The sequence below is a fragment of the Pseudocitrobacter sp. RIT415 genome, from assembly GCF_003057695.2.
Classification (GTDB): domain Bacteria; phylum Pseudomonadota; class Gammaproteobacteria; order Enterobacterales; family Enterobacteriaceae; genus Pseudocitrobacter; species Pseudocitrobacter faecalis.
In genome coordinates, this window is record NZ_QBJC02000006.1 from 229,971 (window position 1) to 246,586 (window position 16,616).

General features: G+C 52.0%; 12 protein-coding genes. 7 read left to right on the plus strand and 5 right to left on the minus strand.

Annotated features, from left to right (window positions below; translation table 11 throughout):
- Positions 1-9: 9 nt before the first annotated feature.
- Complete coding sequence (locus DBY68_RS09015) at positions 10-1,626, minus strand: DUF3300 domain-containing protein (RefSeq protein WP_108475568.1); 1,617 nt, start codon at positions 1,624-1,626, stop codon at positions 10-12.
- A 386-nt stretch (positions 1,627-2,012) separates the two neighbouring features.
- Between DBY68_RS09015 and acnB the strand changes: the two genes are divergently transcribed.
- The gene (gene acnB, locus DBY68_RS09025) at positions 2,013-4,610 is read left to right on the plus strand and encodes a bifunctional aconitate hydratase 2/2-methylisocitrate dehydratase (RefSeq protein WP_108475569.1); all 2,598 of its coding nucleotides are present in this window, start codon (positions 2,013-2,015) and stop codon (positions 4,608-4,610) included.
- A gap of 187 nt (positions 4,611-4,797) precedes the next feature.
- On the opposite strand, the gene DBY68_RS09030 is transcribed toward acnB, so the two are convergent.
- Entirely contained in the window at positions 4,798-5,517 is a 720-nt protein-coding gene (locus DBY68_RS09030) for a hypothetical protein (RefSeq protein ID WP_108475570.1), read from the minus strand.
- Between the two features lie 380 nt (positions 5,518-5,897).
- Here DBY68_RS09030 and yacL point away from each other — a divergent pair, with 380 nt between their 5' ends.
- The 5 genes from yacL (at position 5,898) to lacA (ending at position 12,641) form a co-directional block, all read left to right on the plus strand.
- On the plus strand, positions 5,898-6,260 hold the full coding sequence (yacL, locus tag DBY68_RS09035; RefSeq protein ID WP_108475571.1) for a protein YacL: 363 nt from the start codon (positions 5,898-5,900) through the stop codon (positions 6,258-6,260).
- Positions 6,261-6,374: 114 nt separating this feature from the next.
- Positions 6,375-7,457 (plus strand): LacI family DNA-binding transcriptional regulator, encoded by a 1,083-nt coding sequence (locus DBY68_RS09040; protein WP_146745446.1) that lies wholly within the window; start codon positions 6,375-6,377, stop codon positions 7,455-7,457.
- Positions 7,458-7,601: 144 nt separating this feature from the next.
- On the plus strand, positions 7,602-10,679 hold the full coding sequence (locus DBY68_RS09045) for a beta-galactosidase (protein WP_108475573.1): 3,078 nt from the start codon (positions 7,602-7,604) through the stop codon (positions 10,677-10,679).
- Between the two features lie 83 nt (positions 10,680-10,762).
- Positions 10,763-12,019, plus strand: a complete 1,257-nt coding sequence (locus DBY68_RS09050) for an MFS transporter (RefSeq protein WP_108475574.1) — start codon at positions 10,763-10,765, stop codon at positions 12,017-12,019.
- Between the two features lie 16 nt (positions 12,020-12,035).
- The gene (lacA, locus tag DBY68_RS09055) at positions 12,036-12,641 is read left to right on the plus strand and encodes a galactoside O-acetyltransferase (RefSeq protein ID WP_108475575.1); all 606 of its coding nucleotides are present in this window, start codon (positions 12,036-12,038) and stop codon (positions 12,639-12,641) included.
- A 51-nt stretch (positions 12,642-12,692) separates the two neighbouring features.
- Here lacA and speD read toward each other — a convergent pair whose 3' ends face one another.
- The 3 genes from speD to DBY68_RS09070 form a co-directional block, all read right to left on the minus strand.
- The gene (gene speD, locus DBY68_RS09060) at positions 12,693-13,487 is read right to left on the minus strand and encodes an adenosylmethionine decarboxylase (RefSeq protein WP_108475576.1); all 795 of its coding nucleotides are present in this window, start codon (positions 13,485-13,487) and stop codon (positions 12,693-12,695) included.
- 20 nt (positions 13,488-13,507) lie between these two features.
- Positions 13,508-14,368 (minus strand): polyamine aminopropyltransferase, encoded by an 861-nt coding sequence (gene speE, locus DBY68_RS09065; protein ID WP_108475577.1) that lies wholly within the window; start codon positions 14,366-14,368, stop codon positions 13,508-13,510.
- A 103-nt stretch (positions 14,369-14,471) separates the two neighbouring features.
- Positions 14,472-14,819 (minus strand): YacC family pilotin-like protein, encoded by a 348-nt coding sequence (locus DBY68_RS09070; RefSeq protein WP_108475578.1) that lies wholly within the window; start codon positions 14,817-14,819, stop codon positions 14,472-14,474.
- Positions 14,820-14,965: 146 nt separating this feature from the next.
- On the opposite strand from DBY68_RS09070, the gene cueO reads away from it, so the two are divergent.
- A complete protein-coding gene (gene cueO / locus DBY68_RS09075; RefSeq protein WP_108475579.1) occupies positions 14,966-16,525 on the plus strand; it encodes a multicopper oxidase CueO in 1,560 nt (519 codons plus the stop codon).
- Positions 16,526-16,616: the final 91 nt, after the last annotated feature.

A 16,616-nucleotide genomic window follows, 5' to 3' on the forward strand; every position in this document is an offset into this window, starting at 1 on the left:
TGTGCTCTCTTATCGACGGTGAAATTCACGGTGTTCAGCAGCCCGTTCACGAAGGGCTTCGTGGTTGCTGCTACGCACAATGTTACGGCTTTGCTGCCCGCGCTGCGCCTGTTGCTGCCAGGAGGGCCCGCGACTTTCGTTGCCGCTAAAAACATTGTCATGTCGTGTATTCACATGCTGACGGACGTTTTCCTGACGTTGCTGGCGCTGTTCCGGTGTGGTAGCGCTACGCCGTTGCTGCACCGCTTCCTGCCGTTGCTGGCGCTGTTCTGGCGTACGACTATTGAGCCGCTGCTGTATTTGCGCTTTTGATGCTTCACGCTGTGTGGACGTGCGCGGCGTGTCGTAACCACGGTAGTTATCGCGTTGGGCAATGTGCTGTAGCTGTTTCGATGCCGCCTGACGCTGCGCATCTTTTTGCACAGCGGCGATCGGCTGAGACGGCGTTTTAATACCGCCTTCCGCCAGTTTATTCATCGCTGCCTGGCGTTGGCTGTCGCGGGTTACCGGCGTCTGGGTTGCGCTCAGGCCGCCCGATACGTTGGTTGGGTGAAACTGATTTGCCACGCTGTTATTGGGGTAGGGCACCTGATTACGGTACGCCGGGTTATGCTGCCAGCGCAGGGTTTGCCCATTCAAATTCTGCCCCGTGATGTGGTTGAAATTATTGACGTTAATGTTGATGTTATCGCCATTATGGCTATAACCATCCCGGTGATAATCATCATCGTCATGATGATGATGATGATGATGGTCGTCGTCATCGTCCCAGTCGATATTGCTGAATAGCGCGTAGGTGGTGGCGACGCCCAAACTGTAGCCGAAGCCTTTTACCAGACTGTTGGTAAACTCTTCGCCGGGAGACGGGGGAATATACACGGGCGGGTAGGCGGGAGTTGGCCAGGCGCCGTACACCGTTGACGGATTGTAGCTCGGCACGTACACCACCTGTGGGTCGGCAGGCTCGATTTTAATGATTGTTGACGATGACGGAGCCGATTTTTGCACGGTTGTTTGCGTGGCGGGCGCCGCAGTTGAGGCCGGGGCAACCGCCGCTTTCGGCACGCTGGTGACCGTTTGCTGTGGCGTCGACTTTAACGCGCCGGTTTGCTGCGCCAGGGCACGCAACTGCTGTACCGCATCCATCACATCCTGCGGCTGTGCCAGGAAGGCATTACCCAGATTTTCGACCCAAACCGGATCCTGCCCCATCATGGACATCAACGTTGGGAAGGCGACAAGCGATTTTACGCTCGCATCCCACGGTTGGTCAGACACGCCCTGAATCGCGGCGTCCCCCTGCAGCGAGGGATGATCCTTCGACCACTGAGCCGCCTGAACGACATTCGCCGGATAGGTGGCAGCCATCAAGACCTGTGACAGCAGGGCGTCTGGGTAAAGCGCAATTGGGGCAACCCATTGGTTAATTTGCGCGGGTGTGTAGGTGGTTTTCACCTCAGGAGCGGGTACCGGTGCTGGCGTGGTCACCGGTGCGGCAACGGCAGCCGCGGGCACGGACGCAGGTTCTTCCGGCGTGCGGCTTTTGACGTACAGCGTACCGGCTGCGGCAAGCAATCCCGCGCTGCATATCAGCGCGAGGACATGAGGCTTAAAGGGCAGGTTCATAGTTATACTCCCGATTTCGGAAGAAATCGTCTGATCGAAGCGCCTGCATTTGGCAGGGATAATGGAGCGTGAGTATAAAGAGACGATAGTTTAATTTTTGACTAATCTTGGGATAAATTGCGCCGATGAATAATCAAGGCAGGGAATTATGTGAGCAAACATTGCAGCTAAAAATTCCCCGTTTAAGGGAAGGGTACTGTTTATAGACCATCCTTAACGATTCAGCCAATATTTTATGTTGCTTTTTTGTAAACAGATTAACACCTCTCTAAAATCCTGCTATTCTGCCCATTGCGGTACCCGGCATACCCCCTACAAACTGCTGTCTCACAGGAGCGTGAAGAAGAGCCGACCGCATATGACAATGAGAGCGAGGAGATACCGTCGTGCTAAAAGAATACCGTGAGCACGTAGCTGAGCGTGCCGCTGAAGGGATTGTTGCAAAACCCCTGGACGCAACCCAAATGGCCGCGCTGGTTGAGCTGCTGAAGAACCCGCCTGCTGGCGAAGAAGAATTCCTGTTAGACCTGTTGATTAACCGTGTACCGCCGGGCGTTGATGAAGCTGCCTACGTCAAAGCCGGATTCCTTGCTGCTGTCGCCAAAGGCGAAGCGACTTCCCCGCTGATCACTCCTGAAAAAGCTATCGAACTGCTGGGCACCATGCAGGGCGGCTACAACATTCATCCGCTGATCGACGCGCTGGACGATGCGAAACTGGCACCGATTGCTGCCAAAGCGCTCTCCCACACCCTGCTGATGTTCGATAACTTCTACGATGTAGAAGAAAAAGCGAAAGCGGGCAACGCTTACGCGAAGCAGGTAATTCAATCCTGGGCTGATGCCGAATGGTTCCTGAGCCGTCCGCCGCTGGCTGAAAAAATTACCGTTACCGTCTTCAAGGTGACCGGTGAAACCAACACCGATGATCTTTCTCCGGCACCGGATGCCTGGTCGCGCCCGGATATCCCGCTGCACGCGCTGGCGATGCTGAAAAACGCCCGTGAAGGGATCGAACCCGATCAACCGGGCGTGGTGGGCCCGATCAAACAGATCGAAGCGTTGCAGGAAAAAGGTTTCCCGCTGGCTTATGTGGGTGATGTTGTCGGCACCGGTTCTTCACGTAAATCTGCGACCAACTCCGTGCTGTGGTTCATGGGGGACGATATCCCGTATGTACCGAACAAACGCGGCGGTGGCCTGGTTCTCGGCGGTAAAATCGCACCTATCTTCTTTAATACCATGGAAGATGCGGGCGCGCTGCCAATTGAAGTGGACGTTAATGACCTGAACATGGGCGACGTGATTGACGTTTACCCGTTCAAAGGCGAAGTGCGTAATCACGAAACCGGTGAACTGCTGGCAAGCTTTGAACTGAAAACCGACGTGCTGATTGATGAAGTGCGTGCCGGTGGTCGTATCCCGCTGATCATTGGTCGCGGCCTGACCACCAAAGCGCGTGAATCTCTCGGCCTGCCGCACAGCGATGTGTTCCGTCAGGCGAAAGACGTGGCGGAAAGCAACCGTGGTTACTCGCTGGCGCAGAAAATGGTTGGCCGTGCCTGCGGCGTAAAAGGCATTCGTCCGGGCGCGTACTGCGAACCGAAAATGACGTCTGTCGGCTCCCAGGACACCACTGGCCCAATGACCCGTGATGAACTGAAAGACCTGGCGTGTCTGGGCTTCTCTTCTGACCTGGTGATGCAGTCCTTCTGTCATACCGCGGCGTATCCGAAGCCGGTTGACGTCACGACCCACCACACCCTGCCTGACTTCATCATGAACCGTGGCGGTGTTTCTCTGCGTCCGGGCGATGGCGTAATCCACTCCTGGCTCAACCGTATGCTGTTGCCGGATACCGTCGGTACTGGCGGTGACTCCCATACCCGTTTCCCGATTGGTATCTCCTTCCCGGCGGGCTCGGGTCTGGTCGCGTTTGCTGCCGCCACCGGCGTAATGCCGCTGGATATGCCGGAATCCGTTCTGGTGCGCTTCAAAGGCAAAATGCAGCCGGGTATCACCCTGCGCGATCTGGTACACGCGATCCCGCTGTATGCGATCAAACAAGGCCTGCTGACCGTGGAGAAGAAAGGCAAGAAAAACATCTTCTCTGGCCGCATCCTGGAAATCGAAGGTCTGCCGGATCTGAAAGTCGAGCAAGCGTTTGAACTGACTGATGCGTCCGCTGAGCGTTCTGCGGCCGGTTGTACCATCAAGCTGAACAAAGAGCCGATTATTGAGTATCTGAACTCCAACATCGTTCTGCTGAAGTGGATGATTGCCGAAGGTTACGGCGACCGTCGTACGCTGGAACGTCGTGTTCAGGGCATGGAAAAATGGCTGGCGAACCCTGAGCTGCTGGAAGGCGATGCGGATGCGGAATACGCGGCGGTGATCGACATCGATCTGGCGGATATCAAAGAGCCGATTCTGTGTGCGCCGAACGATCCGGATGACGCGCGTCTGCTCTCTGACGTTCAGGGCGAGAAGATCGACGAAGTGTTTATCGGTTCCTGCATGACCAACATCGGTCACTTCCGTGCAGCGGGTAAACTGCTGGATGCGCATAAAGGCCAGCTGCCGACGCGCCTGTGGGTGGCGCCGCCAACCCGTATGGATGCCGCGCAGTTGACGGAAGAGGGCTACTACAGCGTCTTCGGTAAGAGCGGTGCGCGTATCGAGATCCCGGGCTGTTCACTGTGCATGGGTAACCAGGCGCGTGTGGCAGACGGCGCGACGGTGGTGTCTACCTCGACCCGTAACTTCCCGAACCGTCTGGGTACTGGCGCGAACGTCTTCCTGGCTTCTGCGGAGCTGGCGGCCGTCGCGGCGCTGATTGGCAAATTGCCAACGCCGGACGAGTATCAGACCTATGTCGCACAGGTGGATAAAACCGCGGTCGATACTTACCGCTATCTGAACTTTGACCAACTTTCTCAGTACACCGAGAAAGCTGACGGGGTGATTTTCCAGACTGCGGTTTAAGGTTTTAGTCTGCTGTGAAAAGCCACTTTTTTGGAAAGTGGCTTTTTTTTTGCCGGATGACGGCTGCGTCTTATCCGGCCAACACGTTCTGCAATATCTTGTGTAGGCCGGATAAGGCGTTTCCGCCGCATCCGGCATGAACAACGCGCACTTTATCATCAATTTGGCCCGCTATTACAGGTGCTGTTTATTTTTTCCCACAACTCTTTTCCTGCATAGTGGCAACGACTTCTTTTGCTTTCCCTGATGCAATAAAATCGCGTAGTTTTTTTGCGTTGGAGTCATTTGGTGCTTTATTGAGTTGGGTATCTAAAGTGTTGAGCGCTTTTTTATTTTTACCAGAAATAACGTAAGCCGTGGCTAATAAAATTGATGCTCTATTATTTCCTGTTTCCACAGATGCACTCAGATGCTCGATTGATTTATCAATTTGGCATGTATTTAATAGCAATATCCCATAGTAAAAATGGGCATCGGGATCATTGGGTTTCAATGACAACATGTGTTCGTACTGTTTTTCGGCTGTGGCCCCGGCATCTGAAACTCCCATGCTATAGGCCATGTGGTTAACGAGGGCAGTTCGACCAAGTATTTGATAATTTGGGTTTGGCATCGTTCTGATGTAATTATTTAGCAGTTTCATCAGGACTTGAGTATCGCGGAGGGCTCGCTTTTGATCTTCAAGAGAATCAAATCGTGGTGACAATGGTGCAAAGCTATGTTTGTAGATATCTAAAAATACCTGGTCAAGATAACCAACATCGAATTGATATGTTTTTCCCGATTTTGTTTCCGTGACCGGCAGGATTTTTTTAAGGTCATAATGACCATAGGGTTCTGCAAGTGTCGATGTGGAAATAATTATAGTGAATACAAGGGTGAGTATCCCTTTGAAATATGAATGCATACATCCAATCTCCTTAATAATTTTAATCATCAACGAGATAATATTTTGAAAACGCAATATGAGTAAGATCTTTTGCCTACGATGTCTTTATCTGGACAAGGGGAGGAGTGCTCGGCAAAACAGAAAGTGACACGCAGTTATCAGGCTTCGCCTGGAGAAACGCGTGTGTTGTGGGGGGGCAACTTTATGACAGGTCAACAATCGATGCATCCGGCGCCATTATGCTCAGAAGTTGACCCATCGCCCCTCTTTCGCCTCCCAGAGGCACTTTATTTCCATTCCTTCAACCCGCTCCGCTTTTATTCTTCCTGGCGACTGCGATAATTACAGCATGGGTACAATGCAGCGCTGACGCATTGCCTTTGCAGAGGAAGACGATTATGGATTACGAATTTCTGCGCGACGTTACCGGAGGGGTAAAGGTGCGTATGTCGATGGGCCACGAAGTGGTCGGTCATTGGTTTAACGAAGAAGTCAAAGAGAATCTGGCGCTGTTGGATGAAGTCGAAGAGGCGGCGCGTGCGGTTAAAGGCAGCGAGCGCACCTGGCAGCGCGCGGGCCACGAATACACGCTGTGGCTGGACGGTGAAGAGGTAATGATCCGTGCAAATCAGCTTGAATTTACCGGCGACGAGATGGAAGAGGGGATGAACTACTACGACGAAGAGAGTTTATCCCTGTGCGGCGTCGAAGATTTTTTACAGGTAGTGGCGGCCTATCGCGATTTTCTGCAGCAGAGATAAGCATCGATCGGCTTCATCGCATAAAGGCCATCGTTGTCGGTGAAGTCGTTGCTTTCTCAGAGAGGAAAATCCTTAGCGATATGGCATCATGGCATCAGGACAAATGATTTCAGGATATTGAATGTGAAAGCGGTAACGCTCTACGACGTGGCAACTCATGCTGGCGTTTCCTATCAAACGGTCTCCAGAGTGGTGAATCAGGCCGAACACGTTTCCGCGAAAACGCGAGCGAAAGTTGAAGCCGCCATGAAGGAGCTGAATTACATTCCTAATCATGCCGCGCAGCAACTTGCGGGTAAACAGTCACCGCTGATTGGCGTTGCAACGATAAATCTGGCGTTGCATGCGCCGTCTCAGATTGTTGCGGCGATAAAATCACGCGCCGATCAGTCTGGTGCGAGTGTGGTTATTGCTATGGTTGAGTCTGGCGGTGTGGAAGCGTGTGAGAAGGCCGTGCATAACCTGCTGGCCCGACGCGTAACCGGCATTATCATTAATGTTCCACTGGAGAACGACGATGCGCTGAGCGTTGCCCGTGCGGCCGGGAACGTGCCGGTGCTTTTTCTGGATGTCTCTGAGCGTACGCCGGTTAACAGTATTGTTTTCTCGCATGATGAGGGCGCGCGTCTGGGCGTGGAGCATCTTGTGGCGCATGGCCATCAACGTATCGCGTTATTCTCCGGCCCCACCTCGACCTCTGTGTCAGCTCGCCTGCGTCTGGCAAGCTGGCATGAGCATCTGGAGCGTCATCAGCTACAGCCTTTCGCCGTGCTTGAAGGGGACTGGAGCGCATTATCCGGGTTTCAACAGACGCAGCAAATGTTGCTTAATGGCATGATTCCCACGGCGATGTTAGTCGCCAACGATCAAATGGCGCTGGGCGTTATGCGTGCCATCACTGAACATGGTCTGCGCGTAGGAACGGATATCTCGGTCATTGGTTATGATGATACCGAGGACAGTTCTTGTTACATACCGCCCTTAACAACCATTCGTCAGGATTTTCCTGTTCTCGGGCGAGGAAGTGTCGACCGACTTTTAGCGATGTCCGCCGGCCATAGCGAATCCGGGAATCAGCTTTTGCCTGTTTCTCTCATCCAGCGCAAAACCGTACGCAGGCCCAACACCGAGAGCGTCTCAGGGGAAATGCTGGCCGAGTCGTTAATGCAGTTGGCGAGGCAGGTTTCACGTTTATAATTCACCCCATCTCTTCCTCCGCTGGCGCAATTAATTTTGAGCCAGCTCACTAATTTCTGAGTACCTCCTTTACGTAAATTGTGGATTCGCGATATATGTACAAAAAATTGTGAGCGAGTAACATAATACGTAAAGGATAACGCAATGACTTCAGAACAGGATTCACTGGCTGCCGTGCTGGCACGGCGGGACTGGGAGACGCCCGGTGTGACGCAACGTAACAGAATGGCGGCGCACCCGCCTTTTTGCAGTTGGCGATGTGTCGAGGGCGCTCAAAGAAACGAAAGGTCGGATCGGCTGGTAAGCCTGAATGGCGACTGGCAATTCTGCTGGTTCCCTTCGCCCGAGTCGGTACCGGAAAGCTGGTTGCAGGCGGATCTGCCTGATGCCGATACTGTTCCGGTGCCGTCTAACTGGCAAATGCTGGGCTATGATGCTCCCATTTATACCAATGTCACTTATCCGATCCCGGTAAACCCGCCTTATGTTCCTGACGAAAATGCCACGGGTTGTTATTCGCTCACATTTTGTGTGGATGATAAATGGTTAGCCGAGGGGCAAACGCGGGTTATTTTTGACGGTGTGAACTCCGCATTTCATTTATGGTGCAATGGGCACTGGGTCGGTTATGGACAGGACAGCCGGTTGCCGTCTGATTTTGACCTTACAGCATATTTGCAAGCGGGTGAAAACCGGCTGGCGGTTCTGGTGCTGCGCTGGAGCGACGGCACCTATCTTGAAGACCAGGATATGTGGCGGATGAGCGGCATTTTCCGCGACGTCTCCCTTTTACATAAACCGTCGCTGCAAATTGCGGATTTCCACCTCGATACCCATCTTAATAGTGAATACAATCGTGCGCGTCTCGAAGCGGAGGTTCGCATTGCCGGTTACGTCCAGCATGATGTGCAGATTGAACTGCATTTGTGGAAAGGGCAATCGCTTATCGGGCAGGTCAGCGCGCGGCCTGGCAGCGCCCCTGTTGATGAGCGCGGTAACTATGCTGAACGTGCCACGCTCTGTTTGCCGGTTGAGCATCCCGCGTTATGGAGCGCGGAAACGCCTGAACTGTATCGGGCCGTCATTCAGTTGCGCACTGCCGATGGCGAATTAATCGAGGCGGAAGCCTGCGATGTAGGTTTTCGCGACATTCGTATTGAAAATGGGTTGTTACGGCTTAATGGCAAGCCGTTACTGATTCGCGGCACCAATCGCCATGAACATCATCCTCTGAACGGGCAGGTGATGGATCGTGAAACCATGATCCAGGATATTTTGTTGATGAAGCAAAATAACTTTAACGCCGTGCGCTGTTCGCACTATCCCAACCATCCATTGTGGTACACCTTGTGTGACCAGTATGGTTTGTACGTCGTGGATGAAGCCAATATCGAAACTCACGGTATGGTACCGATGAATCGATTAACTGATGACCCGGACTGGTTGCCCGCGATGAGCCAACGCGTAACGCGTATGGTGCAGCGCGATCGTAACCATCCCTGCATTATCATCTGGTCATTAGGGAATGAATCCGGACACGGAGTGAATCATGATGCGCTCTATCGTTGGCTGAAGTCTGAAGATCCCACCCGACCGGTTCAATATGAAGGGGGCGGCGCGGATACGGCGGCGACGGATATTATTTGCCCGATGTACAGCCGTGTCGATCAGGACCAGGCATTCGACGTCGCGCCGAAGTGGTCTATCAAAAAATGGCTTTCTCTGCCCGGCGAGCAGCGTCCACTTATCCTCTGCGAGTATGCGCACGCGATGGGCAATAGCTTTGGCGGCTTTGCTAAATACTGGCAGGCGTTTCGACAATATCCGCGCCTGCAAGGCGGATTCGTTTGGGACTGGGTGGATCAGTCATTAATTCAATATGACGAAGACGGAAAACCATGGTCAGCTTACGGTGGCGATTTTGGCGATACGCCGAACGATCGCCAGTTCTGTATGAATGGTCTGGTCTTTGCCGACCGCACGCCTCACCCGGCGCTTTATGAAGCAAAACACGCGCAACAGTTCTTCCAGTTCCACCTGTTGCCCGGTGATAAGCGCAGTATCGAAGTCGTGAGTGAATATCTGTACCGCCACAGCGACAATGAAATCCTCCACTGGACGTTAAAGCGTGAGGGCAATGAACTTGCTCACGGGGAGGTGGTGCTGGATATCGCGCCGCAAGGGCGTCAGGTCATTACGCTGCCAGAGGTATCAACACCGCATGCGCCCGGACAGTTGTGGCTGACGGTACGCGTGGAGCAACCGCGCGCCACGGCATGGTCGGAAGCGGGGCATATCAGCGCATGGCAGCAGTGGGCGCTGGAAGAGTCATTGGCGGCGAACCGTCCTCCGCTCGCTGATGACGTGCCCACGCTTTCAGCCAATCAGAATGAATATGTCGTGACCGTTAGCGAAAAGCGGTGGCAATTCTGCCGCCAGCAGGGCTGGCTGACGCAGTTGTGGAAGGGTGATGAAAAACAGCTTCTCACACCGCTTACCGATCAGTTTACGCGGGCGCCGCTTGATAATGATATTGGGGTCAGTGAAGTGACGCGGATTGATCCCAATGCATGGGTGGAGCGCTGGAAAAAGGCTGGCCATTATCGTACCGAGCCGGTGCTTTTAGCCTGTCAGGCTGATGCTCTCTCAGATGCAGTCCTGATAACCACGACACATGCCTGGCAATATCAGGGGGCCACACTGTTTATCAGCCGCAAAACCTACCGGATTGATGGCCACGGTAAAATGCAGATTGATATCAGCGTCGACGTTGCCAGTGGAACTCCCTATCCCGCACGCATTGGTCTGACATGCCAGCTTTCGCAGGTTGAGGACACCGTGAAATGGCTTGGACTGGGGCCGCATGAAAACTATCCGGATCGTTTAAGCAGCGCCTGTTTCGATAGCTGGGAGCTTCCGCTTGATGCTATGCATACGCCGTATGTATTTCCAGGTGAAAACGGTCTGCGCTGCGGTACGCGGCAATTGCGTTATGGCATACATCAGTGGCGTGGCGACTTCCAGTTCAATATTGGTCGTTATAGCCAGAGGCAATTGATGGAAACAACCCATCGCCATTTGCTGCAGGAAGAAGCGGGAACCTGGCTTAATCTTGACGGCTTCCATATGGGGGTTGGTGGGGATGACTCCTGGAGTCCTTCCGTATCGCCAGAATTCCAACTAAGTGCGCGTCATTATTATTATCAGATCGTTTGGGAATAATAATGTGAAAATTTATTCGAGTTGAAGAATAAAATGAAAATTGGGCAGGTGTGAACCTGCCCACCTTAGTGCAAGGATTTTTTATGTATTATCTCAAGAATACCAACTTTTGGATGTTTGGCTTTTTCTTCTTTTTCTATTTCTTTATCATGGGCGCATATTTTCCCTTTTTTCCGATCTGGTTACATGATATCAACCACATCAGTAAGGGAGACACCGGGGTCATCTTTGCCTGTATCTCATTTTTCTCGCTATTGTTTCAACCGATTTTTGGTTTAATGTCGGATAAATTGGGTTTACGAAAACATCTGCTGTGGGTTATTACCGGGATGTTGGTTATGTTTGCCCCTTTCTTTATTTATGCTTTTGGGCCGTTATTACAGTTTAATATTTTACTTGGTTCTATTGTGGGCGGCATTTATCTTGGCTTTATTTATAATGCGGGTGCCCCAGCGATTGAAGCCTATATTGAAAAAGCGAGCAGGCGCAGCCATTTTGAGTTTGGTCGGGCGCGAATGTTTGGCTGTGTGGGCTGGGCGCTTTGTGCGTCGATTGTTGGCGTCATGTTCACAATCAATAATGAATTTGTTTTCTGGCTGGGTTCCGGGTGTGCAATTGTACTTGCGGTATTGCTCTATTTCTCTCGTACGGATGCCTCTTCTTCAGCAACGGTCGCCGATGCGGTTGGTGCGAACTCGTCAGCTTTTAGTGTTAAGCTGGCTCTGGAGCTATTTAAACAGCCCAAATTGTGGTTTCTATCACTGTATGTGGTCGGTGTATCCTGCACCTATGATGTGTTCGATCAACAGTTCGCCAATTTCTTCACCTCCTTTTTCGCAACCGGAGAGCAGGGCACGCGGGTCTTCGGCTACGTCACGACAATGGGAGAATTGCTCAACGCCTGTATTATGTTTTTCGCACCACTAATCGTAAATCGAATTGGGGGGAAGAATGCTTTGCTGGTGGCGGGAATGATCATGTCTGTCCGTATTATTGGTTCTTCTTTCGCGACCAGCGCGGTTGAAGTTGTTATTCTTAAAACGCTGCATATGTTTGAAATCCCTTTCCTGATAGTTGGGTGCTTCAAATATATTACCAGCCAGTTTGAGGTGCGTTTTTCTGCCACTATTTATCTGGTTTGCTTCTGTTTTTTCAAACAGTTGGCGATGATGTTTATGTCGGTGCTGGCTGGTAATATGTATGAAAAAATAGGTTTCCAGGGGGCTTATTTAGTTTTAGGACTGATTGCGCTGGTCTTTACCCTTATCTCAACCGTAACGTTAAGCGGTGCCGGGCCACTGAGCATTGTGCGATCTTCGCAGACGAAAAGTATAAGTTGATACGCAGGAGGCGGAAATGACATTATCAATGAGACAGCGAATCAAAGAGGGAATGCTGTTTACTGATTTAACCGAGGGTTTACCGGAGGAGCGCCTGCGTGGGAAGGAGCTCATGTATGAATATAACCATACCCGTCCCTCAGAGGAAAACCGACGCAGAGAATTAATAGAGAGAATTTTTGCTAAAACGGGGGATAATGTCTGGATTGAACCACCAATGTTTTTTTCTTACGGTAAGAATATTACGCTTGGTGAAAATTTTTATGCCAATTTCAATTTGACAATTGTCGACGATCATACGGTAACCATCGGTGATAACGTCATGATCGCGCCCAATGTAACCATTTCTGTTACCGGTCATCCTGTGCATTATGCCCTACGTACACATGGTGAAATGTTCTCTTTCCCTGTCACGATCGGTAATAATGTCTGGATTGGCAGCCATGTTGTCATTAATCCGGGCGTGACCATTGGCGATAATTCGGTCATCGGTGCGGGAAGTGTGGTGACAAAAGATATTCCTGCTAATGTTATCGCGGTTGGCGTGCCCTGCCGGGTTCTCAGGGAAATTACATCGCGCGATAAAGAGTATTACTATCACGACTTAAAAGCTGAGTCGTGACACTGTTTTCATCGTTGTAACAGAATCGGGGCATATTGCCCCGATTCAGCGTTACACCGTCGGTATATTGCGCGCGTAATAAATCTCGCGCATTTCTTTCCATAGCGCAGCGGTAATGTCTTTGCGCTCAATGTCGGTTAAATCTTCCGGTTTGGTGTGGAACATATAGTGTTTCAGGTCGAACTCTTTGAGCATCATTTTGGTGTGGAAGATGTTCTCCTGATACACATTCACATCCACCATGTCATACAGCGACTTCATGTCATCTGACATAAAGTTCTGAATCGAATTAATCTCATGATCGATAAAGTGTTTCATGCCGTTGATATCGCGGGTGAAACCGCGTACGCGATAATCAATGGTGACGATATCAGATTCAAGCTGGTGAATAAGGTAGTTCAACGCATTTAGCGGTGAAATGACGCCACAGGTCGAGACTTCGATATCCGCGCGGAAGGTACATAAACCGCTTTCCGGGTGACTTTCCGGGTAGGTGTGCACGCAGATGTGGCTCTTATCGAGATGCGCCACCACCGCTTCCGGTAGCGGGCCGGGATGTTCGGTTTTATCAATCAGCTTCGGGTCGACGGGTTCTTCGCTCACCAGAATGGTGACGCTCGCGCCCTGCGGTTCATAATCCTGGCGGGCGATATTGAGTATGTTCGCGCCGATGATGGAGCAGGTTTCTGACAGGATTTCGGTCAGACGATTGGCATTGTAGAGTTCATCGATATAGGCGATGTAACCATCGCGCTCTTCTGCGGTTTTTGCGTAACAGATATCGTAAATGCAAAAACTCAGGCTTTTGGTCAGGTTGTTAAAGCCGTGCAGCTTCAGTTTTTTCAATTTTCCTCACCCCCTTAGCGTCACTGTGCAGACAGTGCGTCATGTAGATATTGCGGCAGCGCGAACGCCGCGGTGTGAATAGCCGGGTTGTAGTAGCGACACGCAAGCTTCGCGGTATGGAAGCGCGCCTGAATTATCTCGGCTGATAAATGGCGCAGCGCCGGGTTATCGGTCGCCCAGGCGAAGGTCATAATGCCACCATAATAGGTGGGGATTGCCGCCTGATAGAAACTCACATCATCAAAGTAGTGGCTCAGTTTGCGATGGCTATCGAGCGCCTCGTCCTGCTGGAGGAAACAAACACCGTTTTGCGCGACGAAGATCCCGCCAGGGTTCAGGCAGCGTTTACAGCCTTCATAGAACGCCGAGGTGAAAAGGCTTTCGCCGGGGCCAATCGGGTCGGTACAGTCGGAGATAATCACGTCGAAGGTTTGCGACGTTTGATTGACGAAGTTCACGCCATCATCAATCACCAGCGTAAAGCGCGGATCGTCGTAGGCTCCGGCACTATGATTAGGAAGATACTGGCGGCAGAACGAAACCACGCCTGCATCGATTTCCACCATAGTGATGGTCTCGACGTTCTTATGTCGACTAACCTCACGCAGCATCGCACCATCACCGCCACCAATAATGAGCACATGTTTCGCGTGACCATGGGCCAGCAGCGGAACGTGGGTCATCATTTCATGATAGATAAATTCATCGCGTTCGGTGGTTTGTACCACGCCATCCAGCGCCATTACGCGGCCAAAGGCGGCGTTCTCGAAAATGATCAAATCCTGATGATCGGTTTTCTCATGGTAGAGCACGTTTTCCACCGCAAAATACTGACCAAACTGGTCATGCAGCGTTTCGTGCCACAGGGTGTTATCGGTCATCGTTTGAACCCTCCATTGTTAACACCTTTGAAACAGGCGCAACATAATAGCTAACAATGACCGTGGGCGCACGGTCGTTTTTTCAGCAGGAAGGTAGAGCGTGTTATTTCACGTAGGCGAGAAGGCTCAGGGAGTCGCGAGCCAGCGATTTGCATTTTTTCGCGGTTGGGATACCGATACCACTGAGATCGCGATAGCTGTCTTCGCCGAGCGATTTCATATCGAAGGTGTCGTAATTGCTGAGATCCCACTGATTTTGCTGGGCAAAGAAAACGAGGGCGCGACGAATCTGGCCATTAGGGAGATTTTGGTAACCACAGTCGTTTTTCAGGAACACAAACACCGCAGTGAGATCGGCCATGTCTTCTGCTTCAGACTCGCTTAATGCATAGCTGTGGCTGGACGCAGTCAACAAACATCCAAGCAGCATTGTACGGAAAAACGTCTTCATTTCTTCTACCTTACCTCGTCGAGATTCAACGTTAGCACACTTCCAGACGGTACGTAGAGCCTTTTTCGACGCTTCTTACTTGACCTTCCCGCAAGGGTAGGGTTTAAGCTCAAATATTCACCCGCAGCCAGCAAAAGGATGTAATGATGCACCGTCGTGAATTTCTGAAATTGAGCGCCGCCGTCAGCGTGGCGAGCGCGTTACCGCTCTGGAGTCGGGCCGTTTTCGCCGCCGATCGTCCTGCGCTTCCCATTCCCCCTTTGCTTGCCGCTGATGCGCGCAGCCAGGTGACGCTCACCGTCCAGGCGGGAAAAACGCAGTTTGGCGCTAAAACCGCTACGACATGGGGTTATAACGGCCACTTACTCGGCCCGGCGCTTCAGTTGAAGAAGGGGAAACCCATCACCGTCAATATCCATAATCAACTGACGCAAGAGACTACCGTTCACTGGCACGGGCTTGAGATCCCGGGGGAGGTCGACGGCGGCCCGCAGGGCATTATTCAACCAGGCGGTAAACGCACGGTCAGTTTCACGCCTGACCAACGTGCGGCGACCTGCTGGTTCCACCCACATCAACATGGCAAAACGGGTCATCAGGTGGCGATGGGACTGGCGGGATTGGTCTTGATTGAAGATGATGATATTCGTCGCCTGATGTTGCCAAAACAGTGGGGCATTGATGATGTGCCGCTCATTATTCAGGACAAAAAATTTAACGCCGAGGGTGAAATTGATTATCAACTTGATGTAATGACTGCCGCTGTCGGTTGGTTTGGCGACACGCTGCTGACCAACGGTGCTATCTACCCGCAGCACGCGGCACCGCGCGGCTGGCTGCGCTTGCGCCTGCTTAACGGTTGTAATGCGCGTTCCTTGACGATTGCTGCCAGCGATAATCGCCCGCTGTATGTGGTGGCAAGCGATGGCGGTTTGCTCCCGGAGCCGGTCAAAGTAATGGAATTGCCGATGCTGATGGGGGAGCGTTTTGAAGTGCTGGTTGAGACCCGCGACGGGAAACCGTTTGATATCGTGACGCTGCCGGTAACTCAGATGGGAATGGCCGTTGCGCCCTTCGATAAAGCGCATCCAGTTCTGCGCGTACAGCCCGTTACTATCAATGCATCGGGTGAATTACCGGATGTGCTCTCTTCACTGCCTGCTCTGCCCTCATTAGACGGCCTGACCGAACGCAGACTCCAGCTTTCTATGGATCCGATGCTCGATATGATGGGCATGCAGGCGCTGATGAAAAAGTATGGCATGAGCGCGATGGGCCACATGCAGCACGGTGAGATGATGGGCCACGGTAATAGGGATCATGGCAACATGGGCCATATGAATCATGGCAGTGGGGATTTTGACTTCCACAATGCTAACCGTATTAACGGCAAAGCGTTTGACATGAGCACGCCGATGTTTGCCGCCAGTAAGGGTCAGTATGAGCGCTGGTTTATCTCCGGCAAGGGCGACATGATGCTGCATCCGTTCCACATTCACGGTACACAGTTCCGGATTGTGTCGGAAAATGGCAAGCCGCCTGCGGCGCACCGCGCGGGATGGAAAGATACGGTTCGCGTGGAAGGGGATGTCAGTGAGGTGCTAGTGAAGTTCGATCATGAAGCGCCGAAAGAGCATGCCTATATGGCGCATTGTCATCTGCTGGAGCATGAGGATACGGGGATGATGCTTGGGTTTACGGTGTAAGAAATGCCCTCACCCTAACCCTCTCCCTGTACGGTCCGGGGACATGGTAGACAGGTGTTCGGGGACATGGTGAACACTTTTTAACATCCTT

Bases quoted from the DNA above. Each gene is read 5' to 3' on its own strand.
- lacA (WP_108475575.1), top strand. From the start codon at position 12,036: ATGACATTATCAATGAGACAGCGAATCAAAGAGGGAATGCTGTTTACT.
- DBY68_RS09045 (WP_108475573.1), top strand. From the start codon at position 7,602: ATGACTTCAGAACAGGATTCACTGGCTGCCGTGCTGGCACGGCGGGAC.
- yacL (WP_108475571.1), top strand. From the start codon at position 5,898: ATGGATTACGAATTTCTGCGCGACGTTACCGGAGGGGTAAAGGTGCGT.
- DBY68_RS09070 (WP_108475578.1), bottom strand. From the start codon at position 14,819: ATGAAGACGTTTTTCCGTACAATGCTGCTTGGATGTTTGTTGACTGCG.
- DBY68_RS09015 (WP_108475568.1), bottom strand. From the start codon at position 1,626: ATGAACCTGCCCTTTAAGCCTCATGTCCTCGCGCTGATATGCAGCGCG.
- cueO (WP_108475579.1), top strand. From the start codon at position 14,966: ATGCACCGTCGTGAATTTCTGAAATTGAGCGCCGCCGTCAGCGTGGCG.
- DBY68_RS09030 (WP_108475570.1), bottom strand. From the start codon at position 5,517: ATGCATTCATATTTCAAAGGGATACTCACCCTTGTATTCACTATAATT.
- DBY68_RS09050 (WP_108475574.1), top strand. From the start codon at position 10,763: ATGTATTATCTCAAGAATACCAACTTTTGGATGTTTGGCTTTTTCTTC.
- speE (WP_108475577.1), bottom strand. From the start codon at position 14,368: ATGACCGATAACACCCTGTGGCACGAAACGCTGCATGACCAGTTTGGT.